Origin of the sequence: Mesorhizobium sp. M0058, assembly GCF_040323095.1 — a bacterium.
Classification (GTDB): Bacteria; Pseudomonadota; Alphaproteobacteria; order Rhizobiales; family Rhizobiaceae; genus Mesorhizobium.
Map to the genome: position 1 here is coordinate 338,986 of NZ_JAMYUQ010000004.1, position 23,487 is coordinate 362,472.

Below are 23,487 nucleotides of genomic sequence, written 5' to 3' on the forward strand. Positions count from 1 at the left end.
GGCGCGGGGAAAGCGCTTTACGAGCACCCCCAACCCGATCCGCTGCGCGGATCGACCCTCCCCACAAGGGGGAGGGTAAAGAAGTCACCACCCTCAAGTAATCACGCTCGGCTTGTTGCGCCCGGTGTGGCTCTTGATCCCGGCGATATCATCGGCAGCCGCGATCAGGTCAGCGAGCGCCTCTTGCGTGTCGAGATCATGCCGCGCTCTGTCCGGCTCGTAGCGCTCGATGTAGACGCGCAGCGTAGCACCCGACGTGCCGGTGCCGGACAAACGAAACACGACACGCGAGCCGCCTTCGAACAGGATGCGGATGCCCTGGTTCTTGCTCACCGAACCGTCGACGGGATCGTGATAGGCGAAGTCGTCAGCATTGGCGATCTTCAGGCCGCGCACGCTGGTGCCGGGCAGCGAAGCGAGCTTCGCGCGCAACTCGTCGACCAGGGCGTTGGCGCGCTCGGTTTCGACCTCCTCATAGTCATGACGTGAATAGTAATTGCGGCCGTAGGTCGCCCAATGTTCGGTGACGACGTCCTTGCAGCTTTCGCCGCGCACGGCCAGGATGTTCAGCCACAACAGCACCGCCCACAGCCCGTCCTTTTCACGGACATGGTTCGAGCCGGTTCCGGCGCTTTCCTCGCCGCAGATCGTTGCCATGCCGGCATCGAGCAGATTGCCGAAGAACTTCCAACCGGTCGGCGTTTCGTAGATGCCGATGCCGAGCTGTTCGGCGACGCGGTCGGCAGCGCCGCTGGTCGGCATCGAGCGGGCGATGCCTTTGAGGCCGTCCTTGTAGCCCGGCGCCAATTGCGCATTGGCGGCAAGCATGGCCACCGAATCCGACGGGGTGACGAAAATGCCCTTGCCGATGATGAGATTGCGGTCACCGTCGCCGTCGGAAGCGGCGCCGAAATCGGGCGCATCCGGTCCCATCATCTCGTCATAGAGATGCTTGGCGTGGACCAGGTTCGGATCCGGGTGATGGCCGCCAAAATCCGGCAGCGGCTTGTAGTTGCGGCAGGTGCCATTCTCCGCGCCGAGCCGGCGCTCGAGGATTTCCTTGGCATACGGGCCTGTGACCGCATGCATGGCGTCGAAGCGCATGCGGAAGCCGTATTTGAAATTGGCGCGGATGGCGTCGAAGTCGAACAGGCTCTCCATCAATTCGGCATAGTCGGTGACCGGGTCGATAATCTCGACCGCCATGCCGCCGGCGGTCACCGTGCCGATCTTGTCCATGTCGATCTGGTCGATGTCGGCAGTCTTGAAGCTCGAAATCGTCTTGGTCTTTTCGAAGATCGCGTCGGTCAGCTTTTCCGGCGCCGGGCCGCCATTGCCGGCATTGTACTTGATGCCGAAATCCTCGTGCGGGCCGCCCGGATTGTGACTGGCCGACAGGATGATGCCGCCGAAGGTCTTGTATTTGCGGATGACATGCGACGCCGCCGGCGTCGACAATATGCCGCCCTGCCCGACCATCACCTTGCCGAAGCCGTTGGCCGCCGCCATGGCGATGGCCTTCTGGATGACCTCGCGGTTGTAGAAGCGGCCGTCGCCGCCGATCACCAGCGTCTTGCCCTCAAAGCCCTCCAGCGCGTCGAAGATCGACTGGATGAAGTTCTCGGCATAGTGCTCCTGCTGAAAGACAGGCACCTTCTTGCGCAGGCCGGACGTGCCGGGTTTCTGGTCGAGATAGGGTTTGGTGGCGACGGTCCGGATCATGCTTCAGGCAACCCTTTTCGAAAGCAGCAGGCGGTAGAGTTCAACGTATTTGTCGGCGCTCTTGTCCCAGGAGACATCGGCCTTCATGCCCTGGCGCTGGATCTGTTCCCAGACGGCCGGGCTCGAATGCGCATCGACCAGCCGGCGGATGGCGTGCAGCATGGCGCCGCCACTATTGGGCGCGAACTGGAACCCGGTGGCGACACCTGCCGAGATCGCTGCTTCATTGGCGTCGATAATGGTGTCGGCAAGGCCGCCGGTGCGGGCGACGACCGGCACGCAGCCATAGCGCAGGCCGTAAAGCTGGGTCAGCCCGCAAGGCTCGAAGCGCGATGGGATGACGATGGCGTCGCAGCCGCCCTGCATGGTGTGGGAAAGCCCCTCGTCATAGCCGACGACGACGCCGACACGGCCGCGATGGCGGGCGGTTGCAGCCAGCAGCGCGCCTTCCAGGCCGGCGTCGCCTGAGCCAAGGATCGCCAGCCGCGCGCCGGTGGCGACGACGCCGTCGACCACAGCCGCCAGTATGTCCATGCCCTTCTGCCAGGTCAGCCGGCTGACGACGCAGACGATCGGACTGTCGTCGCGCTCGAGGCTGAAGCGGTCCTCGACAACCGCCCGGTTGGGAAGGCGAGCCTTCAGCGTCGCGGCGGAGTAGGCCGACACCAGATGCTTGTCGGTCTGCGGGTTCCAGATGCCGGTGTCGATGCCGTTGACGATGCCGTAGAGGTCGGAAGAGCGCATGTTGATGAGGCCGTCGAGGCCCATGCCGAATTCCGGCGAGCGGATTTCCTGGGCATAGGTGGGGCTCACCGTGGTGATCGCCCAGGCCGCCTGCAGGCCGGCCTTGAGGAAGCCGACGCCGCCATAATATTCGACGCCGTCAAGCGCCATCGCCGCGGCCGGCAAGCCGAGCTCGCCAAAAATGCCGGCGCCGAACTGACCCTGGAAGGCAAGATTGTGCACGGTGATCAGCGACGGTACGCCGACCGCCTTGCCGTAGCGCATATAGGCCAGCGTCATCGCCGACTGCCAGTCATGGGCGTGGACGAGATCCGGCTGGTAGCCGGAAATGGCGCCGCCGGCGATATCGCCACCGACCTGGCTCAGCGCAGCAAAACGCCGCCAATTGTCGGGCCAATCGGCGCCGGCCGCATTGCCGTAAGGGCCGCCGGGACGGTCGTAGAGATGCGGCGCGTCGAGCACGAACAGGTCGAGCCCGGCGATCTTGACGGCATGGACCGAAGCCTTGCCGCCCTGCAGCAGCGGGTATTGGTAGACAGCCTTCTTTTTCTTGAAGGCGTCCATCACCTGGGGAAAGCCGGGGATGAGCGTGCGCATGGTCACGCCCTTGGCGGCCAGCGCGATCGGCAATGCGCCGGTCACGTCGGCAAGTCCGCCGGTCTTGATCAGCGGAAATATCTCGGGCGTGACCGACAGAACCTGCATGCGTTTATGGTACCCCGTCTTACAGCTTCAGCTTGTCGATCATGTCCTGCGTGACCAGGCAGATGCCCTTTTCCGAAACCCGGAAACGCTTGGCGTCGAGAACAGGGTCTTCGCCAACCACCAGCCCTTCCGGTATCCTTACACCGTGGTCGATGACGACGCGCTTCAACTTTGCGTTCCGGCCGACATGAACGTCGGGCAGCATGACGACCTCTTCCAGCGTCGAATAGGAGTTGATGCGCGCGCCGGTGAAGATCAGGCTGCGCTTCAGCGAAGCACCCGAGACGATGCAATCGCCTGAGACCAGCGAGGAGACGGCCGAACCACGCCGGCCATCCTCGTCATGCACGAACTTTGCCGGCGGCTTCAATTCGGCATAGGTCCAGATCGGCCAGTCACGGTCGTAGAGGTCGAGTTCGGGGGTAATATCGGTCAGGTCGATATTGGCTTCCCAGTAGGCGTCGACCGTGCCGACATCGCGCCAGTAGGCCTCGTTCTCGGCAGTCGAGCGCACGCAGGATTTGGCGAAGCGATGCGCGATCGCCTTACCATGCTGGACGATGTAGGGGATGATGTCCTTGCCGAAGTCGCGGCTGGAGCCTGGCTCGGCCGCATCGCGGCGCAGCTGTTCCATCAGGAACTTGGTCTTGAAGACATAGATGCCCATCGAGGCCAGCGCGAATTCCGGCTTGTCGGGAATGCCGGGCGGGTCGGCGGGCTTTTCGACGAAGGCGATGATGTTGTCCTTGCCGTCGACATGCATGACACCGAAGCCGGTCGCTTCCAAGCGCGGCACTTCAAGGCAACCGACAGTGACATCGGCATTGGCATCGACGTGCTGGCGCAGCATCAGCTCGTAGTCCATCTTGTAGATGTGGTCGCCGGCCAGGATGACCATGTATTCGGGGCCATAGGCCTCGATGATGTCGATGTTCTGGTAGACGGCGTCGGCCGTGCCTTCATACCACTGCGTTTCTGAGACACGCTGGGAGGCCGGCAGGATGTCGAAGCTTTCGTTCCGCTCCGGCCGCAGGAAGTTCCAGCCGCGCTGCAGGTGGCGGATCAGCGAATGCGCCTTGTACTGGGTGGCGACACCGAGGCGGCGGATGCCGGAATTCAGCGCATTGGACAGCGCGAAATCGATGATGCGCGTCTTGCCGCCGAAATAGACAGCCGGCTTGGCCCTGCGGTCGGTCAATTCCTTGAGCCGGCTGCCGCGGCCGCCGGCCAGCACATAGGCCATGGCATCGCGCGCCAGCGGCTGGGTTCTCTTCAAGTCTGCCATTTTTACCCTCCCAAATTACCAGTCTGGAGCATCGCCCGGTCCGCAACGAGTCGACGGACCTAGTCCGCAACGAGTTCAAGCATGATCGTCGACAGCGGCGGCAAAAGCATCGTTGCCGAAATGCCTCCTCCTTCCGCCCTGGCTTCGACCACACCGCCATTGCCCTTGCCCGAACCACCGTAGTCCGAAGCGTCGGTGTTGATGATTTCGCGCCATTTGCCGACCTTGGGCAATGGCACGCGATAATTGTCGCGCGGCACTGGCGTGAAGTTGGAAATGACGGCGATCGGGTTGCCGCCGGGCGCGCTGCGCAGCCAGGCGAAGACCGAGTTTTCCTTGTCGTCGACGATCAGCCAGGAGAAGCCGTCCGGCTCGCAGTCGCGTGCATGCAGCGCCGGGCGCGAGCGATAGAGATAGTTGAGGTCGCGCACCGTCTGCCAGACGCCGCGATGCGGGTGGAAGTCGAGCAGGTTCCAGTCGAGCGCGCGCGCCTCGCTCCACTCGCGGCGCTGGGCGAATTCCTGGCCCATGAACAACAGCTTCTTGCCGGGATACCCCCACATGAAGGCGTAAAAGGCGCGCAATGTCGCGAACTTCTGCCAGTCGTCGCCGGCCATCTTGCCGAGCAGCGTGCCCTTGCCGTGCACGACCTCGTCATGGGACAGCGGCAGCACGAAATTCTCGGAAAAGGCGTAGGTCAGGCCGAACGTCAGGTCGTTGTGGTGGTGCTTGCGGAAGATCGGCTCCCTGGCGAAATACTCCAGCGTGTCGTGCATGAAGCCCATGTTCCATTTGAAGCCGAAGCCCAGCCCGCCTTCATGCACCGGCGCCGAGACCTTCGGCCATGAGGTCGATTCCTCGGCGATGGTCATCACGCCGGGATGGTGGCCGTAGACCTCCTTGTTCATCTTCTGCAGGAAGGACACCGCTTCGAGGTTTTCGCGGCCGCCTTTCTCGTTGGGGATCCATTCGCCAGCCTTGCGCGAATAATCGAGGTAGAGCATCGAGGCCACTGCATCCACGCGCAAACCGTCGACATGGTATTTCTCGGCCCAGAACAGCGCATTGTTGACCAGGAACGACACCACCTCGCGGCGGCCGAAATTGTAGATCGCGGTGTTCCAGTCGGGATGAAAACCCTTGCGCGGGTCGGCATGCTCATAAAGTGCTGTGCCGTCGAAATTGGCCAGGCCATGCGCGTCGACCGGGAAATGCGCCGGCACCCAGTCGAGGATGACGCCGACGCCGGCGCGGTGCGCACCGTCGACGAAACGGGCGAAGCCGTCGGGGTCGCCGAAGCGCGCCGAGGGGGCATAAAGTCCGGTTGTCTGATAACCCCATGACGGGTCATAGGGATGTTCGGAGATCGGCAGGAACTCGATGTGGGTGAAGCCGGTCTCGACAGCATAGGGGATAAGCTGGTTGGCGAGTTCGTCCCATGACAGGAAGCTGCCATCATCGTGCTGCTGCCACGAACCGGCATGGACCTCGTAGATCGATATGGCTTCGCGCCGGGGATCGGCCTTTCGCCAGTAATTGCGATGCGCCTCGTCGCCCCATTCATGCGCCGGCGGCACCGCCGTCACTGAGGCTGTGGCCGGGCGCAATTCCGACTTGAAGGCGAACGGATCGGCCTTGAGCGGCAGGCGCACGCCGTCCGGGGCAATGATCTCGTATTTATAGGGGTGGCCGGCGCCGATATCGGGAATGAACAGCTCCCAGATGCCGGTGTCGCGGCGGTCGCGCATCGTATGACGGCGGCCGTCCCATTCGTTGAAGTCGCCGACCACGGAGACGCGCCTTGCATTGGGCGCCCAGACGGCGAAATGGACGCCCGACGCGCCTTCATGGTCGAGGAGATGGGCGCCGAGCTTGTCGAACAGCCTGAGGTGCGACCCTTGCGCGATATAGTAGTCGTCCATCGGGCCGAGCACCGGGCCGAAGGAATAGGGATCGGTCAGCCACCAGTCGCCGCCGGCATTTTTGGCGTGATAGCGCAGCGGCTGACGCTTCTTGATCGACAGTCTGCCTTCGAAGAAACCGGCGTCGTCGCGCCGCGTGAGTTCGCCGGCGTTCTTGCCGGTCAGCGTATAGGCGGTGACGAACTCGGCATTGGGGACGAAGCAGCGGGCAACCAGGCCCTTGTCGGCTTCATGCACACCCAGCACTGCGAAGGGATCACCATGCGTGCCTGCAACAATTGCGGCGACATCGCCGGCTGACGCCAGCCCGTCCGACCCGCTCGTCGTCGCGGTCGCGCGCGGTTTCTTCATCAGGCGGTGTCCCTCCCTGGGAACCAGTTCTTGTGCACAAGACCCGTTGCTCGTGGCCTCATGCAATCATATCAGGCGGGCACGTTCCAGATTTCTTTCGCATATTGGCGGATCGTGCGATCGGAAGAGAACCAGCCGACGCGGGCAACGTTGCGGATCGCACGCGCGTACCAGTCGGGGCTGTTGCGCCAGACGGCGTCGACATCGCGCTGGGCGGCGGCATAGGCGTCGAAATCCGCCGCCACCATGAACCAATCGCTGTTGTAGAGGCCGTCGACCAGCTCGCGGTAGCGATCCGGCTGGTCGGGCGAGAACACGCCCGACGATACTGCGGCAACAGCCTGCGCCAATTCAGGGGAGCCCTCGATCACGGCGCGCGGGTTGTAGCCATTGCTGCGCCGCTCGGCGACTTCCGCCGTGCTCAGGCCGAAGATGAAGATGTTGTCGTCGCCGACGCATTCCTTGATCTCGACATTGGCGCCGTCGAGCGTGCCGATGGTCAAGGCGCCGTTCAGCGCGAACTTCATGTTGCCGGTGCCCGACGCCTCCATGCCGGCAGTCGAAATCTGCTCGGACAGGTCGGCGGCCGGCATCATCACCTCGGCCAGGCTGACATTGTAGTTCGGCACGAACACCACTTTCAGCAGACCGCGCACCGACGGGTCGCTGTTGATGACCTTGGCGACGTCGTTGGCCAGTTTGATGATCAGCTTGGCATTGTGGTAGCTGGGCGCCGCTTTGCCACCAAAGAATTTCACACGTGGCATCCAGTCCTGCTCGGGATGCGAGCGGATCTGATCGTAGAGCGCGATCGCTTCCAGGATGTTGAGCAGCTGGCGCTTGTATTCGTGGATGCGCTTGACCTGGATGTCGAACAGCGCCGACGGGTCGAGCTTGATGCCGAGCCGGTCGGCGACCAGATTGGCGAGCTTGACCTTGTTGGAGCGCTTGACGGCGGCGAACTTGTCGCGGAAGGCGGCGTCACCGGCAAAGGCTTCGAGCCCCTTGATGGCGTCGATGTCGTCGAGGAAACGGTCCCCGATCGCCGCGCGGGTGAGCGCGGTGAGGCCTGGATTGCACTGGATCAGCCAGCGGCGTGGGGTGATGCCGTTGGTCTTGTTGTTGATGCGCTCGGGATAGAGCTTGTGGAGATCGGCAAACACCGTCTCCTTCATCAGTTCGGTGTGCAACGCCGACACGCCATTGATCGAGTGCGAGCCGACAAAGGCCAGGTTACCCATGCGCACGCGGCGGTCGCCATTTTCCTGGATCAGCGAGATGCGGCTGATCTGCTCATTGGAAAACTGGTTGGTGGCGCGGGCCTCAAGCAAAACCTGCGCATTGATGGCGTAGACGATCTGCATGTGGCGCGGCAAAAGCCGCTCGAACAGCGGCACCGGCCAGCTTTCCAGCGCCTCTGGCAGCAGCGTGTGGTTGGTGTAGCCGAAGGTGCGCTTGGTAATATCCCAGGCCTGGTCGAAATCCATGCCATGGACGTCCATCAGCAGGCGCATCAGCTCCGGCACGGCGATCGCCGGATGGGTGTCATTGAGATGGATCGCCGCCTTGTCGGGCAGCGAGGCGAGATCGCCATACTGGCTGAGATGGCGCTGGACGATGTCCTGCAGCGACGCGGTGGAGAAGAAATATTCCTGCCGCAGCCGCAGTTCCTGGCCGGCCTTGTGGGAATCGGCGGGGTAAAGCACGCGCGACAAGGCATCGGCCTTGTTGCTTTCGGCCAGCGCGCCGATGTGGTCGCCGGCGTTGAACTTGTCGAGCAGGATCGGATCGACCGGCATGCCGGACCAAAGCCGCAGCGTGTTGACGCGGTTGGCGCGCCAGCCAACCACCGGCGTGTCGTAGGCGACGGCCTGGACATGCTCGGTCGGCTTCCAGACGTGACGCTCGAGCCGGCCATCCTTGGAGGTGATCGATTCCACCGAGCCGCCGAAGCCGACCTCGAAGGCACGCTCCCGCCGCTCAAACTCCCAAGGGTTGCCGTGGTCGAGCCAGGTTTCGGGCAGTTCGACCTGCCAGCCATCATGGATCTCCTGGCGGAACATGCCGTTGGCGTAGCGAATGCCGTAGCCATGCGCGGGAATGTCGACGGTCGCCATGCTTTCCATGAAGCAGGCGGCGAGCCGGCCGAGACCGCCATTGCCGAGCGCCGCATCCGGTTCGAGCCCGGCGATGAGGTCGAGGTCGACGCCCAGCGACTTGAGCGCTTCTCGCATATTGTCCATCAGGCCTAGATTGGAGAAGGCATCGCGCATCAGCCGGCCGATGAGGAATTCGAGCGACAGGTAATAGACGCGCTTTTCCTGCTGGGCGTAGGCCTCCTGCGTCGCCTGCATCCAGTGATCGACGATGCGGTCGCGCACGACCTTGATCGAGGCTGTCAGCCAATCATATTGCGTGGCAACGGAGGTGCCTTTGCCGACCCGGTATTTGAGAGCCAGCAAGACTTCGTCGGCCAGCGTCTTGGGATCGGGTATTTCGAGATCGGGGGCTTTGGCTGTCATTGTTCGCGTCATACTGCCTCTCGTGATCGTGCTGCGATCATACCGGCTTTCGCTCTCAGTCCCAGCCTATCCTAGTGCATCGCAACATACGTTCAATCGATTTAGACCAGCATGCCGCCAGTTCCCCTGCGGCAATTTATCCGTCGAGCGGATCAGGCAGCGAGTGCAGCCTCCGGCGGAACCTTCGCTCCGGTCATGAAGGCGACGGCGTCGGACATGGTATATTGCTTGGGATCGATGACGCATAGGCGGCGGCCGAGCCGATGGATATGGATGCGGTCGGCAACCTCGAAGACATGCGGCATGTTGTGCGAGATCAGCACGATCGGCAGGCCTCGCTTCTTGACGTCGAGGATCAGTTCCAGCACGCGGCGGCTCTCCTTGACGCCGAGTGCCGCAGTCGGTTCGTCCATGATCACCACGCGGCTGCCGAAAGCGGCGGCGCGCGCCACCGCAACGCCCTGGCGCTGGCCGCCGGACAGCGTTTCCACCGCCTGGCTGATGTTCTGGATGGTCATCAGCCCAAGCTCGGTGAGTTTGTCGCGGGCGCGCTTTTCCATTGCGGGCCGGTCGAGCATACGAAGCCAGTCGCCGAGGAAGCCGGGTTTGCGGATCTCGCGGCCGAGGAACATGTTGTCGGCGATCGACAGGGCCGGCGACAAAGCCAGGTTTTGGTAGACCGTCTCGATGCCCGCCTCGCGCGCCTCCATGGGCGATTTAAAAGCGACAGCCTTGCCTTCAAGACGGATCTCGCCTTCGTCGGGCACGGCGGCGCCGGAAATCGCCTTGATCAGCGATGATTTGCCGGCGCCATTGTCTCCGATGACGGCCAGGATTTCGCCGGGGTAGAGGTCGAAGTCGGCATTGTCGAGGGCGGTGACACGGCCATAGCGCTTGATCAGGCCGCGCGCGGTGAGGATGGGTTCCACGGTCATGCCGAAACCTTTCTGATCCATTGGTCGATCGCCACGGCGCCGATGATCAGCACACCGGTGAGCAGCACCTTCCATTGCGGATCGGCGCCCAGCATGTTGAGGCCCATCGAGACGACGCCGACGATCATCGCGCCGAAAAGGGTGCCCAGAATTGAGCCGCGCCCGCCGAACAGTGAAATGCCGCCGATCACCGTCGCGGTTATCGCCTGCAGGTTGTAGTCGGTGACGGCGGCTGACGGCGAGATCGAGCCGTTGCGGCCGATGGAAACCCAGGCAGCGAAAGCGGCGATCAACCCGGCAAGGGTGTAGACCGTCATCAACACTTTCTTGGTCTGGATACCAGACAGCTTCGCCGCCTCCTGATCATCGCCAACGGCGTAGACATGGCGGCCCCAGGCGGTGTGATTGAGCACGTACCAGAGGATCAAAACGAGCACGACCGTGGCGATGACGCCCAGTGTCAGCACCGCCGTGCCGATCTTGAAACTCAGGGCAAAGAGATGCAGCAGCGGCGCCTGGGCGTCGACATCGGTATCGCGGATCGTCTCGTTGGCCGAATAGATGAAGTTCGTCGCCATGACGATGTTCCAGGTGCCGAGCGTGACGATGAACGGCGGCAGCTTCATGTAGGCGACCAGCAAACCGTTGAGCAGGCCGCAGGCTGCGCCGGCGGCAAGCCCGATGGGCACTGCGAGCACGGCCGGCATGCCGTAGCTGACCGCGCAATTGCCCATGATCACGGCTGAAATCACCATGATCACGCCGATCGACAGGTCGATGCCGGCGGTCAGGATGACCAGTGTCTGCGCGGCACCGAGGATGCCGACGATGGCGATCTGCTGCAGGATCAGCGTCAGCGTATAGGATGAGAAGAAACGCCCGCCAATGGCGATGCCGAAAATTACGATCGACAGGACCAGCACAATCAGCGGCACCGCCGCCGGCGTGGAGTGCAGGAAATGCTGGATGCGCTTGACGGCCGATTTGTGCTCGTCAAAGGCGGCAACGCTTGTGTCGCTGCTCGAGAGAACCTTCTCGAATTCCTGTGCTTGAGCCATGTTTCCTCCCCTGGGCTTCAGCTCCATGCCGAGACCCGCTCGCGCCTGTCCGGTCTGCTGCCGGGATTATTCGCGTGACGCATCGTCCACCCGAAGCGGCCGGGGATCAAGCCCCCGGCCGTCAGCTTGTCGCTGGCTGTCAGACAGCCATCAGCCCCAGCACTTGGCGAGGCCTTCCTTGGTGTCGATCGACTTCACGCCATTGGCCGGCTTGTCGGTGACGAGGTTGACGCCGGTGTCGAAGAAGTTCTTGCCTTCGGTCGGCTTCGGCTTGGCGCCGTCCTTGGCGAAGGCGGCGATCGCCTCGATGCCGAGTGCCGCCATCTGCAGCGGGTATTGCTGCGAGGTGGCGCCAATGACGCCTTCGGTCACCGACTTCACGCCGGGGCAGCCGCCATCGACCGAGACGATCAGCACCTGGCTTTCGAGACCGACCGCCTTGAGCGCCTGGTAGGCGCCGACAGCGGCGGGCTCGTTGATGGTGTGGATGACGGTGATGGAGTTGTCCTTCTGCAGAAGGTTTTCCATCGCCTTGCGGCCGCCTTCTTCATTGCCGTTGGTGACGTCGTGGCCGACGATGCGGGCATCGTCCTCATCGCCGATCTTGTTGGGATCCTTCACGTCGATGCCGAAGCCCATCATGAAGCCCTGGTCGCGCAGCACATCCACGGTCGGCTGTGAGGGGGTCAGGTCGAGGAAACCGATCTTGGCGTCCTTGGCCTTGTCGCCGAGGGTCGCGGCTGCCCAGGCGCCGATCAGCTTGCCGGCTTCCAGATTGTCCGTCGCGAAGGTCGCGTCGGCGGCATCGATCGGGTCCAGCGGGGTATCGAGCGCGATCACCAGCAGGCCGGCGTCACGCGCCTTCTTCACCGTCGGCACGATGCCCTTGGTGTCGGACGCGGTGATCAGGATGCCCTTGGCGCCGTCGGCGATGCAGCTTTCGATCGCCGCCACCTGGCTCTCGCTGTCGCCGTCGATCTTGCCGGCATAGGTCTTGAGGTCGACGCCAAGTTCCTTGGCCTTGGCGGTCGCGCCCTCCTTCATCTTGACGAAGAAGGGGTTGGTGTCGGTCTTGGTGATCAGGCAGGCGCCGACGCCGGCGGCCGATGCTGTCGAAGCAAACGCCATCAGGCCGAGGCCCGCCGCGGCGAACACGGTGGACTTCAATAATGCTTTGGTCACGATCTTCCTCCCATGGAACTATGCGGATGCCGCCAACCGGCATCTCGAGCGCATCCACTGAAGTTCTCCCAGTGTGGACGCGCCCTCAAATGACACCAGCGGGAGCCGCCTGTCAATAATTAAATCACTCTTATTTATTATTGACAGCTTTGCGCGGTTCACTCATTCTGCCGCAAAAGCAGTAAGAATAAACCAAGGGAAGGAACAAGGGTGGAGACCGGCATTGCGAGGCACGGTTCGCCCGAGGCGGCCGCCAGCCGTCTCCACCGTGGCACCAACCAGAGCGGCATGCGCGACCACAATGAGCGGCTGGTGCTGTCGTTGGTTCGCCAGCACGGCAGCTTGGCCAAATCAGACATTGCGCGCATGACCGGGCTTTCAGCGCAGACCGTCTCGGTCATCATGCGCGAACTGGAGGAAGACAGCCTGCTGCTGCGCCAGGCGCCGTTGCGCGGCAAGATCGGCCAGCCCTCCATCCCGATGGCGCTGAACCCCGAAGGCGCCTTCTTCATCGGCCTCAAGATCGGCCGCCGCAGCGCCGAACTGGTGCTGATCGATTTCCTCGGAACTGTGCGTTCCATGCTGCAGCACTCCTACCGCTATCCGGCGCCGCGCGAGACGGTGGAGTTCGTGACATCAGGCATGACGACGATGCGCGCCGAACTGACACCTGCGCAGGACAAGCGCATTGCCGGGCTCGGCATCGCCATGCCGTTCGAACTGTGGAACTGGGCCGACACCGCCGGCGCGCCACGCGACATCATGGACGAATGGCGCCATCGCGACATTCGCTCCGATATCCAGGCGCAATGCGAATTCCCGGTCTATCTGCAGAATGACGCGACGTCGGCCTGCGGCGCCGAACTGGTGTTCGGCCAGACCGGCGGCGCGCGCGACTTCGTCTATTTCTACATCGGCGCCTTTGCCGGCGGCGGCATCGTGCTCAATGGCCGGCTTTTTGGCGGACCGACAGGCAATGCCGGGGCGCTGGGTTCGATGCCGGTGCCGGGACCAGACGGCAAGCCGACGCAGCTCATCGACGTCGCCTCGATCGCCATGCTGGAAAAGGCGCTTAACGCACGCGGCATTGACGGCTCCTATCTCTGGACCTCGCCGCAGGAATGGGGCGAGATCGGCGCCGATCTGGACGACTGGATTGCCACCGCCTCGCAGGCGCTTGCCTACGCCATTGTCGCGGCGTCCTCGGTGATCGATTTCGAGGCCGCGGTGATCGATGGCTGGATGCCGCTCGCCGTACGCCGCCGGCTCGTCGATGCCGTCAGGCAGGCGATCGGCACCATTGACGGCGAAGGCCTGAAGCTTCCGGTGGTGCGCGAAGGCACCGTCGGCATCCATGCCCGGGCGCTGGGCGGCGCCAGCCTGCCGCTGTCCGAACGCTTCCTCATCGGTTCGAACACCATTTCCCGGAGCACCTGAATGCTGATCGGTATTCCGTCGCTGCTCGGTCCGGAGCTTCTGGCGACATTGCGCGCCATGGGCCATGGCGACGAGATCGCGCTTGTCGACGGCAACTATCCGGCGGAAGAACAGGCAAACAGGCTGATCCGCGCCGACGGTCTTCACCTCATACCGGTGCTTGACGCCATTTTGAGCGTGCTGCCGGTGGACGACTTCGTGCCGGAAGCGCTGTTTCGTGCCTCGGTAAAAGGCGATCCCTCGGTCGCCGATCCGGTCCACCATGAAATCGAAACGATCTGCACCAGGCGCGCGCCGGGCCGCAAGGTGGTTGCGCTGGCGGGCGCCGACTTCTATGCACGCGTCCGGTCGGCATATGCGATCGTCGGGACCAGCGAACCCCGGCTCTACGCCAACATCATCATCCGCAAGGGCGTGATCTATCCGCCGGAGAACAAGAAATCATGATCCTCTGCTGCGGCGAAGCCCTGATCGACATGCTGCCGCGCACCACGACACAGGGCGAGCCGGCCTTTGCGCCCTATGTCGGCGGCGCGGTGTTCAACACGGCGATCGCGCTTGGCCGCCTCGGCGCGCCCGCCGGCTTCTTTTCCGGCCTGTCGTCGGATCTGTTCGGCGGCCAGTTCCGCGAGGCGCTCGGCGCAAGCAAGGTCAGCTCCACCTATGCGCACACCTCCCCTCGCCCGACCACGCTCGCCTTCGTGCGGCTCACCAACGGCCAGGCGACCTACACTTTCTACGACGAAAACACCGCCGGGCGCATGCTGACGACAGAGGATCTGCCGAAACTGGGCGCCGAGATCGAAGCCATGCTGTTTGGCGCCATCAGCCTGATTTCGGACCCGGCGGGTGCTGCCTACGAAGAATTCATGAAACGCGAGCACGAACGCCGCGTCATGATGCTCGACCCCAACATCCGGCCGAACTTCATCCCCGACAAAGCCAAGCACCTCCGGCGCATCCGCTCGATGATGGCGATGGCCGACATCGTGAAGCTATCGGATGAGGATCTGCACTGGTTCGGCGAGGCCGGCTCGCATGAGGACGTCATCCGCAACTGGCTGGATCGCGGCCCGAAGCTGATCGTCGTTACCCACGGCAGCGAAGGTGCCGTCGGCTACAGCAGGGAACACAAGGTCACGGTGATGCCGCATAAGGTGGAGGTGGTCGACACGGTCGGCGCCGGCGACACTTTCAATGCCGGCATTCTGGCCTCGCTGCACGAGCAAGGCCTGCTCACCAAGGCCGGGATCGGCGGCCTTTCGGAGGACGCCATCCGTCAGGCGCTGGCGCTCGGCGCCAAAGCGGCGGCGGTGACCGTGTCGCGGGCCGGCGCCAACCCGCCCTGGCGGCACGAAATCGCCTGATCCACGCTTAGTCCGCCGCCAGCCGCTGCAAGCAGCCGATCACTTTATGTTTCCGCGAGCCGGAAAGACGGACTGATCAGCCGGATTAATAGGCGGCGAAGCCCGGATTTCCGGCATCTTGCGGCAATGCAGGGAAAGCCTGAAGTAACAGGCTGCGACACCTAGACAACCCGTCCCGCGGCCGGTCCGGCTTTCTAGACCGGCCCAACTCTGGTACCAGCGGCCCGGTTAAGTTGTTGTTTCTGTGCGTGTCATTGTCCCCGGGGCAGCCCGCACCACACCGTTTTGAGGCCGACATGCAGTTCATCGATCTTGGCGCGCAGCGCGAACGTATCCGCGACCGGCTGAAGGCCGCGATCGACAATGTCGTCGAGGAAGGCCGCTATATCCTCGGACCGCAAGTCACCGAATTCGAAAACAAGCTCGCAGCCTATATCGGCACCAAGCATGTCGTGGCCTGCGCCAACGGCACCGACGCGCTGCTGTTGCCGCTGTTTGCCGCCGGTATCAGCCCCGGCGACGCGGTGTTCGTGCCGAGCTTCACCTTTGCCGCGACGGCGGAAGTGGTGGCGCTTGCCAAGGCCGAACCAGTGTTCGTCGATGTCGAGGCCGAGACCTACAACATCGACATCGCCAGCCTCGAGGCGGCGATCGCCATGATCAAGAAGGAAGGCCGGCTGAAGCCGAAGGCGATCATTCCCGTCGACTTGTTTGGGCTTGCCGCCAACTACGAGGCGATCATGGCGATTGCCAGGCGCGAAGGGCTGCTGGTGATCGAGGATGCGGCGCAGTCGATCGGCGGTTCGGCCGACGGCACAATGTGCGGCGCCTTCGGCCATGTCGGCTCGACCAGCTTTTATCCGGCCAAGCCGCTGGGCTGCTACGGCGATGGCGGCGCGATGTTCACCAATGACGACGCGCTGGCCGACCAGCTGCGCTCGTTTGCGTTCCACGGTAAGGGCGGGACGCAGTATGACAATGTCCGCGTCGGCATCAATTCACGCCTCGACACCATCCAGGCGGCGATCCTGATCGAGAAACTCGCCATCCTCGAAGACGAGATGGTCGCCCGCCAGGTCGTGGCCAAGCGCTACGCCGAAGGTCTCGGCGACATCGTCAAGGCGTCACGCAATCTGGGCGGTGGCCGCTCGGCCTGGGCGCAATACGCCATCGAGACGCCGAAGCGCGACGGGTTGAGGGCGCATCTCGGCGAAAAGGGCATCCCTTCGGTGATCTATTATGTGAAGCCGCTGCACGAGCAGGTCGCCTATCGCGACTATCCGCGCACGCCGACCGGGCTTGCGGTTTCGGAGGAACTGCCGAAGCGCATCCTGTGCCTGCCGATGCATCCCTATCTCAGCGAAGCCGACCAGGACCGCATCATCGAGACGATCCGCAACTACATTGGCTCGAACTCGGCGCATGTAGCGGCGGCGTAAGTTACGCCGCGTCCGCCGCCTTCCCGCTCGCAATAAAATGCGGGTTGGCGAAATCCTCGTCGTCGCTCTGTTTGCGCTTGCCATAGGTGAGCGGCTCGCCGTCCAGCGTGCGCGTCATGCCGCCGGCGGCGCGCAGTACGGCGTCGCCGGCCGCCGTGTCCCATTCCATGGTGCGGCCGAAGCGCGGATAGATGTCGGCTTCGGCTGCGGCGAGCAGGCAGAATTTCAGCGATGAGCCGACCGAGACGATCTCGGCGGCGCCGAGATCCTTGATGAAGGCTTCGGTCTCCGGGGTGTTGTGCGAGCGGCTGGCAACGACCGCCAGCGGCGTGACCGCCCTCCTAACCGAAATCCGCCGGCGGCCGACGATACGGAAGTCGCCATCGACCTCGATTGCTTCGGCCCAGCCCGGCCGTCCAGAGAAGAACCGCCCGCTGCACGGTGCGAAGACGACGCCGATCTCCGGCACGCCGTGCCGGACAAGCGCGATGTTGACGGTGAAATCGGTCCGGCGGTTGACGAATTCCTTCGTTCCATCGAGCGGATCGATCAGGAAGAAGGCGCCATCCAGATCGGGCGGCACAATGCCTTCGGCGACCTCTTCCTCGGCCACGCAGGGAATATCGGGATAGGCCGCACGCAGGCCGGCGAGGATGATCGTCTCGCTCTCGCGGTCGGCTTCCGTGACCGGCGAGGAGTCCGACTTGCTGTCGACCGCGCAGCCGGCCTTGAAGACCCGCATCACCTCGCGTCCGGCTTCGAGCGCCAGGCGCTCGAACACGTCGAGCATCACTTCGTCGTCAGATGCCGCCGCCGCTGTCATATTGGTCTTCGGCAATGTCGCGCTCATTCAGCCAGTGTTCCAGAGCCTCTACCATCTCCTCGGCCGTCTTGCCGAGTGTCTTGAGATGGATTTCGGGATTTTCGGGAGCTTCATACGGGGAATCGACGCCGGTGAAGTTCTTGATCTCGCCATTCAGCGCCCGTGCGTAAAGGCCTTTCGGGTCGCGTCGGGCGCATTCCTCGAACGGCGTATCGACGAACACTTCGACGAACTCGCCGTCGGCCATCAACTCCCTGGCCATGCGCCGCTCGGCGCTGAAGGGGGAAATGAAGGAGACGATGACGATCAGCCCGGCATCGGCCATCAGCTTTGCCACTTCGGCGACACGGCGGATGTTTTCGACCCGATCGGCGTCGGTGAAGCCGAGATCGCGGTTGAGGCCGTGGCGGACATTGTCGCCGTCGAGAATGTAGGTGTGGCGCCCGGAAGCGAACAGCTTCTTCTCGAGCAGGTTGGCGATGGTCGACTTGCCCGAACCGGAAAGGCCGGTGAACCAGAACACGGCGGGACGCTGGCTCTTCAAGTCGGAACGGCCACGCTTGCCGACATCGAGCGACTGCCAGTGGATGTTTTCGGCGCGGCGCAAGGTATGCAGGATCATGCCGGCGCCGACCGTGGCATTGGTGATGCGGTCGATCAGGATGAAGGCGCCGGTATCGCGGTTGTCGGCGAAGGTGTCGAAGGCGATCGGCGCCCGGGTCGAGATGTTGCAGATGCCGACTTCGTTCATCTCGAGCGACTTCGCCGCCTCGCGAGCGAAGTCGTTGACGTTGACGCGGTATTTCAGGTCGGTGACGGTGGCGCTGGTCTGGTCGGTCTCGGTGCGCAGTATATAGGAGCGTCCCGGCAGCAGCGCTGCCTCGTCGAACCAGACGATGTTGGCGGCGAACTGGTCGGCGACCTGCGGCCGTGCCGCCGGCGACACCAGCATGTTGCCTCTGGAGACCTCGACCTCGTCATCGAGCACAAGGGTGATGGCCTGGCCGGCCACCGCCTGGGCAAGATCGCCGCCTTGCGCGACGATGCGCTTGACCCGCGAGGCCTTGCCGGATTTGGCGACCACCACCTCGTCGCCCTGCGCGACGGAGCCGGACGCGATGGTGCCGGCAAAGCCGCGGAAGTCGAGATTGGGCCGGTTGACATACTGCACCGGAAACCGGAACGGCAGTTCGACCGCGGCCTCGTCGACCGATATAGTTTCGAGATGCTCGATCAGCGACGGGCCGGAATACCACGCCGTCTTGCCGGAGCGGCTGGTGACATTGTCGCCATAGCGGGCCGACATCGGGATCGGCACGATCGTCTGGAAGCCGAGCTCGTGCGAGAACTGCCGGTAATCCTCGACGATACGGTCGAACACCGCCTGGTCGAAATCGACGAGGTCGATCTTGTTGACGGCAAGCACGATATGGCGGATGCCGAGCAGCGAAGCGATGATCGAGTGGCGCCGGGTCTGGCGCAGCACAGCCTGGCGCGCATCGATCAGCACGATGGCGAGATCGGCAGTCGATGCGCCGGTCGCCATGTTGCGGGTGTACTGTTCATGGCCGGGCGTGTCGGCGACGATGAACTTGCGCTTGGGCGTGGCGAAGAAGCGGTAGGCGACGTCGATGGTGATGCCTTGCTCGCGCTCGGCCTCGAGGCCGTCGACCAGAAGCGCGAAGTCGATGTCGTCGCCAGTGGTGCCGTGCTTGCGGGAATCGCGCTCGAGTGCGGCGAGCTGGTCCTCGAAGATCTGCTTTGTGTCGGACAGAAGACGGCCGATCAGCGTCGACTTGCCGTCGTCGACCGAGCCGCAGGTGAGGAAGCGCAGCAGCGACTTCTTCTCCTGCGCCGCCATGTATTCGCGCACGCCGTCGGTGGGAGCGAGGCTCTTGGCCAGGATATGGCGCATGCTCAGAAATATCCCTCGCGCTTCTTCTTTTCCATCGAGCCGGCTTCATCGCGGTCGATGAGGCGGCCCTGGCGCTCGGAGGTGCGCGCCGTCAGCATCTCGCCGACGATGGCTTCGAGCGTGTCCGCGTCGGATTCGATGGCGCCGGTCAGCGGATAACAGCCGAGCGTGCGGAAACGCACCAGACGGTTCTCCATCGTCTCACCGGGGCGCAATTGCATGCGATCGTCATCCTTCATGATCAGCATGCCGTCGCGTTCGACCACCGGCCGCTCCTTGGCGAAATAGAGCGGCACGATCGGGATGTTTTCCTGCAGAATGTACTGCCAGATATCGAGCTCGGTCCAGTTCGACAGCGGAAACACGCGGATCGATTCGCCCGGCGCGATGCGGGTGTTGAAGATCTTCCACATCTCCGGCCGCTGGTTCTTCGGGTCCCAGACATGCTGGGCGTTGCGGAAGGAAAAGATGCGCTCCTTGGCGCGCGACTTCTCCTCGTCGCGCCGAGCCCCGCCGAAGGCAGCGTCAAAGCCGTATTTGTCGAGCGCCTGGCGCAACGCCACCGTCTTCATGACATGGGTGTGGGTGTTCGAGCCATGGTCAAAGGGGTTGATACCGTCGCGCACGCCGTCTTCATTGACGTGGACCAGCAGGTCGAAGCCGAGCTTCTGCGCCATCTGGTCGCGAAAGGCGATCATCTCGCGGAACTTCCAGGTGGTGTCGACATGCAGGAAGGGGAAAGGCGGCTTGGCCGGATAGAAGGCCTTCATCGCCAGATGCATCAGCACGGAGGAATCCTTGCCGACGGAATAGAGCATCACCGGCTTGGAGAAGGAGGCGGCAACCTCACGGAAGATGTGGATGGACTCGGCCTCGAGCCGCTGCAGGTGCGTAAGCGCGATGTTCATGGACTGTGAGCGTTCTCTCGTGCAATCCAGACCTTGCATCAGATGGATCGGGCGTCCTTTTCAGCCGCCCGGTTCAAGCTTCACTGCTGGACACTATCGGTTCGTGCCGGCGTTCTAGCAGATCGCCACCTGATATAACAACGCTGGAAAGGCCGGCGGCCACACCGATCGGCAACGAATTTTCCATGAAAAGCCTAGAATCCGAAAATTCCTGCCCGACGGAGCGATAGCATTCAAAGGCCGGGAAAAATCTTGCCTGGACCGAAAGAAACGCCGGCCGGACCTCGTCGCACTTTCGAAAACCGCACCCAGCCGCTATACCGGCTCCTGAACCTGCGCCGGGCGGCATGCCGCAAATGCCGCCGCCAAACATTGTCCGTCGCCACGCGACCCAGCGCATTGTGAACCAGAGCATTGACCCCGATCTCCGCCATCAAGCAGCACGTTTCGCCGTCACGGATCAACGTCACCTTCTCCATTTTGTGCTTCTTTTTCCCGCCGGTACTGGGATCGGCGGTCAGCTTTTTGTTCAATGGCGGCGGCCTGTGGTCGGTGCTTCTGCTTGCGCTGAAAAGACGGCGTTTCAACATCGACCGGCCGATGACCGCGATGACGGTGGCCATCTATGCCTATTGCGCAGCCAGCGTGCTCGCCTCCATCGTCAACAATTCGATCGCCAGGGATGCGCCGCATCTGGCAGGGCTGATCACCTTCCTGTTTTTCCCTGTCTCATACGCGACCTGGAGCATTACCGAGAAAACCACGCTGACGCGCATCGTCGTGCTGGCGAGCGCCGCCGCCTGTTTTGGCGCCCTGCTGCTGGCGGTCGTGCAATATCACGGGCTGGGCATACGGGCCGAAGGCGGCGCCGGCAATCCGATCGTGTTCGCGACCGTCGCCTGCCTCAGCATGATGATGTGCCTGGCAGGCGCCTTATCGGGTGTCGAAAAGAACAGGGCGTTGCTGGCCTGCGCGACACTGGCCGGCGCGGTCGACATTGTCTATTCGGGGTCGCGGATCATCTGGCTGGCGATGCTGGTGGCCGGCATCGCGGTCCTGCTGATCAACCGTCGCAAGCTCAACAACAGAAACGCCATTCGGCTTTTGCTGATTGCGGGCGCGATCGGCATCGTCATCGCGGTCATTGGTCTCCCCATCATTTCCGAGCGCGCGGCCTTCCTGTTCAGCGACTGGGATGCGCTCGCCACGAAGGGCGACCACACGACCGCGCTCGGCTTGCGCGCAGCACTTTGGCAGATTGGGCTGAGCGCCTTCCACGACATGCCGATTTTCGGTCACGGCATTGCTGCAAGCCGTGAGCTGATAAAGGATGGATTCCACAATCAGTTCCACATGCCGTCCACGGGCTTCAGCCATTTTCACAATGGCTTCCTGACTGCATTGGTGGAGGCCGGGCTGCTTGGAGCCGTAACGCTCGCGGCTGTGTTCTTCGTTGCCGCGAGAAACGCGGCCATCGTGCTGCGCACCAGCACGGACGCGATCGAGCGGTTCGGCGCCACGATGATTGTCGTCACTGCGATCACCTACCTCATCGGCGGCCTGACCGGCATTCTGGTCGGCCACGACATCCTCGATGCCACACTGATGGTGTTCCTGGTGTCCGGGACATATCTTGCATCGGGCCGGCAACAAATGCTGCCGGAACAACAGGCACCGGCCCCGGCGCCCCAGGCAAGCCGGCCGTGAAAGTGCTGGTCACAGGCGCGACGGGTTTCATCGGCAGGCAGGTCGTCAACCAGCTGCGCGAAGCCGGGTTCGGGGTGCGCATGGCATCGCGCCACCCGGAACGGCTCGATCCCGTGAGCGATGCGGTTTTGTTGCCGGAATTCGATGCGCCGGCCCAGGCATTCCAGGCGCTGATGCGAGATGTCACCCATGTCGTCCACTGTGCGGCGCTCAACAATGACCGCAAGGCGAGCGAAGCCGACTTCATGGCAGCCAACGCGACACTGACCGCGCAGCTGGCGCGCGCGGCCGCCTCGCGGACAAGCGGGCGCTTCATCTATCTGTCGTCGATCCGGGCAGTAGCCGGTCCCGGTTTCAGCGGAACGATCAGCGAGGCGACGCTCCCTGCCCCGCAATGCGCCTACGGGCGCTCGAAACGCGAAGGCGAGATCAAGACACTGGAAGCCTATGCGTCCAGGCCCTCCGATGCCACGGCGCTGCGCCTGCCGCCGGTCTATGGCGAAGGCATGAAGGGAAACCTGCGTGGAATGATGCGGGCTGCCGCCATTGCCTTACCATTGCCCTTAGGCGCTTTCACCGCAGTTCGTTCGCTGATATCGCGCGACGCGGTGGCTGGCGCCGTGGCGCATCTTTTGACTCGTCCCACGCCACCGCGCCCGACCTATGTCCTGGGCGATGCTTCCCCCGTTGCGATGTTCGAAATCTTGACTGCATTCAGGCACGGATACGACGTTCCGACCCGGCTCGTTCCTGTGCCGGCCTGGCCATTCAGGCTGTTCGCCACACTGCTAGGCAGAAAAGCAGCGTACGACGCTTCCATGGCGACACAGATTTGCGACCCGTCACTGCTGATCTCGGAAGGCTGGATGCCGGAAACCGACACGCTCGGCCGGATTGAGGAACTTGCACGACAGGCCCGTCAGGTCCGGTAGATTGTGCCAAGCAGGATTTTGACGTCGAGTCCGATCGAGGCCCCCCTGAGATATTCGGCATCCGTTTCGGCGCAGAGTTTCGGATCCGACATGTCGATGCCTTTCATCTGTGCCAGCCCGGTAATGCCCGGAAGTGCGGCAAGCACACCCAATTGCCTGCGGCGTTCGATCAATTCGGTTTGCGTGGGCAGGCATGGACGCGGCCCAACCAGGCTCATCTCACCCTTGAGCACGTTCCAGAGCTGCGGCAGCTCGTCGATCTTGAATTTCCGCAGCACCTTGCCGACGGCAGTGACGGAAATTGCCGGCGCCTGATGCGAGGGCAGAGACGGCGTTCCCACAACCATCGTGCGCAGCTTGTGGCAGGCAAACGGCACCCCGTGCTGGCCGACACGGGTTTGAGAGAAGAGTGCCGGTCCAGGCGACGTCGTCCTGATTGCCAGCATGGCAAGCAGGACGAAAGGCGAGGCCAGTGGCAGCAGCAGCGCCGCCACCGCCAGGTCGAAAGCTCGCTTGGGTTCCCTCATGGCCGT

Annotated in this window: 18 protein-coding genes; 6 read left to right on the top strand and 12 right to left on the bottom strand. The window is 63.2% G+C overall.

The features are described 5' to 3' along the window. Positions 1-93 precede the first annotated feature (93 nt). From NKJ75_RS09150 to NKJ75_RS09185, 8 genes are all read right to left on the bottom strand, one after another. Complete coding sequence (locus NKJ75_RS09150; protein WP_023834456.1) at positions 94-1,722, bottom strand: alpha-D-glucose phosphate-specific phosphoglucomutase; 1,629 nt, start codon at positions 1,720-1,722, stop codon at positions 94-96. Positions 1,723-1,725: 3 nt separating this feature from the next. Then, positions 1,726-3,171 carry a glycogen synthase GlgA gene (glgA, locus tag NKJ75_RS09155; protein WP_352499575.1) on the bottom strand — a complete coding sequence of 482 codons (1,446 nt, stop codon included), beginning with the start codon at positions 3,169-3,171 and terminating at the stop codon, positions 1,726-1,728. A gap of 19 nt (positions 3,172-3,190) precedes the next feature. Next, positions 3,191-4,456 carry a glucose-1-phosphate adenylyltransferase gene (glgC, locus tag NKJ75_RS09160; protein ID WP_023715696.1) on the bottom strand — a complete coding sequence of 422 codons (1,266 nt, stop codon included), beginning with the start codon at positions 4,454-4,456 and terminating at the stop codon, positions 3,191-3,193. A gap of 59 nt (positions 4,457-4,515) precedes the next feature. Then, the gene (gene glgB, locus NKJ75_RS09165) at positions 4,516-6,729 is read right to left on the bottom strand and encodes a 1,4-alpha-glucan branching protein GlgB (protein WP_023829104.1); all 2,214 of its coding nucleotides are present in this window, start codon (positions 6,727-6,729) and stop codon (positions 4,516-4,518) included. 71 nt (positions 6,730-6,800) lie between these two features. Beyond that, complete coding sequence (locus NKJ75_RS09170) at positions 6,801-9,263, bottom strand: glycogen/starch/alpha-glucan phosphorylase (protein WP_023743703.1); 2,463 nt, start codon at positions 9,261-9,263, stop codon at positions 6,801-6,803. Between the two features lie 140 nt (positions 9,264-9,403). Next, positions 9,404-10,186, bottom strand: a complete 783-nt coding sequence (locus tag NKJ75_RS09175; RefSeq protein WP_023670726.1) for an ATP-binding cassette domain-containing protein — start codon at positions 10,184-10,186, stop codon at positions 9,404-9,406. Then, on the bottom strand, positions 10,183-11,244 hold the full coding sequence (locus NKJ75_RS09180) for an ABC transporter permease (RefSeq protein WP_023670725.1): 1,062 nt from the start codon (positions 11,242-11,244) through the stop codon (positions 10,183-10,185). Before NKJ75_RS09180 ends, NKJ75_RS09175 begins: the two co-directional genes overlap by 4 nt. A 150-nt stretch (positions 11,245-11,394) precedes the next feature. Next, on the bottom strand, positions 11,395-12,372 hold the full coding sequence (locus tag NKJ75_RS09185) for a sugar ABC transporter substrate-binding protein (RefSeq protein WP_081725578.1): 978 nt from the start codon (positions 12,370-12,372) through the stop codon (positions 11,395-11,397). A gap of 264 nt (positions 12,373-12,636) precedes the next feature. Between NKJ75_RS09185 and NKJ75_RS09190 the strand changes: the two genes are divergently transcribed. From NKJ75_RS09190 to NKJ75_RS09205, 4 genes are all read left to right on the top strand, one after another. Beyond that, positions 12,637-13,863: an ROK family transcriptional regulator gene (locus NKJ75_RS09190; RefSeq protein ID WP_023743702.1), complete on the top strand. Its 1,227-nt coding sequence runs from the start codon at positions 12,637-12,639 to the stop codon at positions 13,861-13,863. Continuing rightward, complete coding sequence (locus tag NKJ75_RS09195) at positions 13,864-14,310, top strand: RbsD/FucU family protein (protein ID WP_023684581.1); 447 nt, start codon at positions 13,864-13,866, stop codon at positions 14,308-14,310. Then, positions 14,307-15,230 carry a carbohydrate kinase family protein gene (locus tag NKJ75_RS09200; RefSeq protein WP_023684582.1) on the top strand — a complete coding sequence of 308 codons (924 nt, stop codon included), beginning with the start codon at positions 14,307-14,309 and terminating at the stop codon, positions 15,228-15,230. The genes NKJ75_RS09195 and NKJ75_RS09200 overlap by 4 nt, the downstream gene beginning before the upstream one ends. Positions 15,231-15,526: 296 nt before the next feature. Beyond that, a complete protein-coding gene (locus NKJ75_RS09205; RefSeq protein WP_023743701.1) occupies positions 15,527-16,669 on the top strand; it encodes a DegT/DnrJ/EryC1/StrS family aminotransferase in 1,143 nt (380 codons plus the stop codon). A 1-nt stretch (position 16,670) separates the two neighbouring features. On the opposite strand, the gene cysQ is transcribed toward NKJ75_RS09205, so the two are convergent. The 3 genes from cysQ to cysD are packed head-to-tail and all read right to left on the bottom strand — an operon-like array spanning position 16,671 to position 20,315. Further along, on the bottom strand, positions 16,671-17,459 hold the full coding sequence (cysQ, locus tag NKJ75_RS09210; protein ID WP_031196090.1) for a 3'(2'),5'-bisphosphate nucleotidase CysQ: 789 nt from the start codon (positions 17,457-17,459) through the stop codon (positions 16,671-16,673). Positions 17,460-17,469: 10 nt separating this feature from the next. Beyond that, positions 17,470-19,407, bottom strand: a complete 1,938-nt coding sequence (cysN, locus tag NKJ75_RS09215; protein ID WP_023684584.1) for a sulfate adenylyltransferase subunit CysN — start codon at positions 19,405-19,407, stop codon at positions 17,470-17,472. A gap of 2 nt (positions 19,408-19,409) precedes the next feature. Beyond that, positions 19,410-20,315, bottom strand: coding sequence for a sulfate adenylyltransferase subunit CysD (cysD, locus tag NKJ75_RS09220; RefSeq protein WP_023670717.1), 906 nt, complete (start codon positions 20,313-20,315; stop codon positions 19,410-19,412). 414 nt (positions 20,316-20,729) lie between these two features. Between cysD and NKJ75_RS09225 the strand changes: the two genes are divergently transcribed. Further along, positions 20,730-22,022, top strand: coding sequence for an O-antigen ligase family protein (locus NKJ75_RS09225; RefSeq protein ID WP_031198404.1), 1,293 nt, complete (start codon positions 20,730-20,732; stop codon positions 22,020-22,022). Then, positions 22,019-22,954 carry an NAD-dependent epimerase/dehydratase family protein gene (locus tag NKJ75_RS09230; RefSeq protein WP_023743700.1) on the top strand — a complete coding sequence of 312 codons (936 nt, stop codon included), beginning with the start codon at positions 22,019-22,021 and terminating at the stop codon, positions 22,952-22,954. Before NKJ75_RS09225 ends, NKJ75_RS09230 begins: the two co-directional genes overlap by 4 nt. Here NKJ75_RS09230 and NKJ75_RS09235 read toward each other — a convergent pair. Then, positions 22,942-23,481, bottom strand: coding sequence for a sugar transferase (locus tag NKJ75_RS09235; RefSeq protein ID WP_023670714.1), 540 nt, complete (start codon positions 23,479-23,481; stop codon positions 22,942-22,944). The two genes, NKJ75_RS09230 and NKJ75_RS09235, sit on opposite strands and share 13 nt — an antisense overlap. Positions 23,482-23,487: the final 6 nt, after the last annotated feature.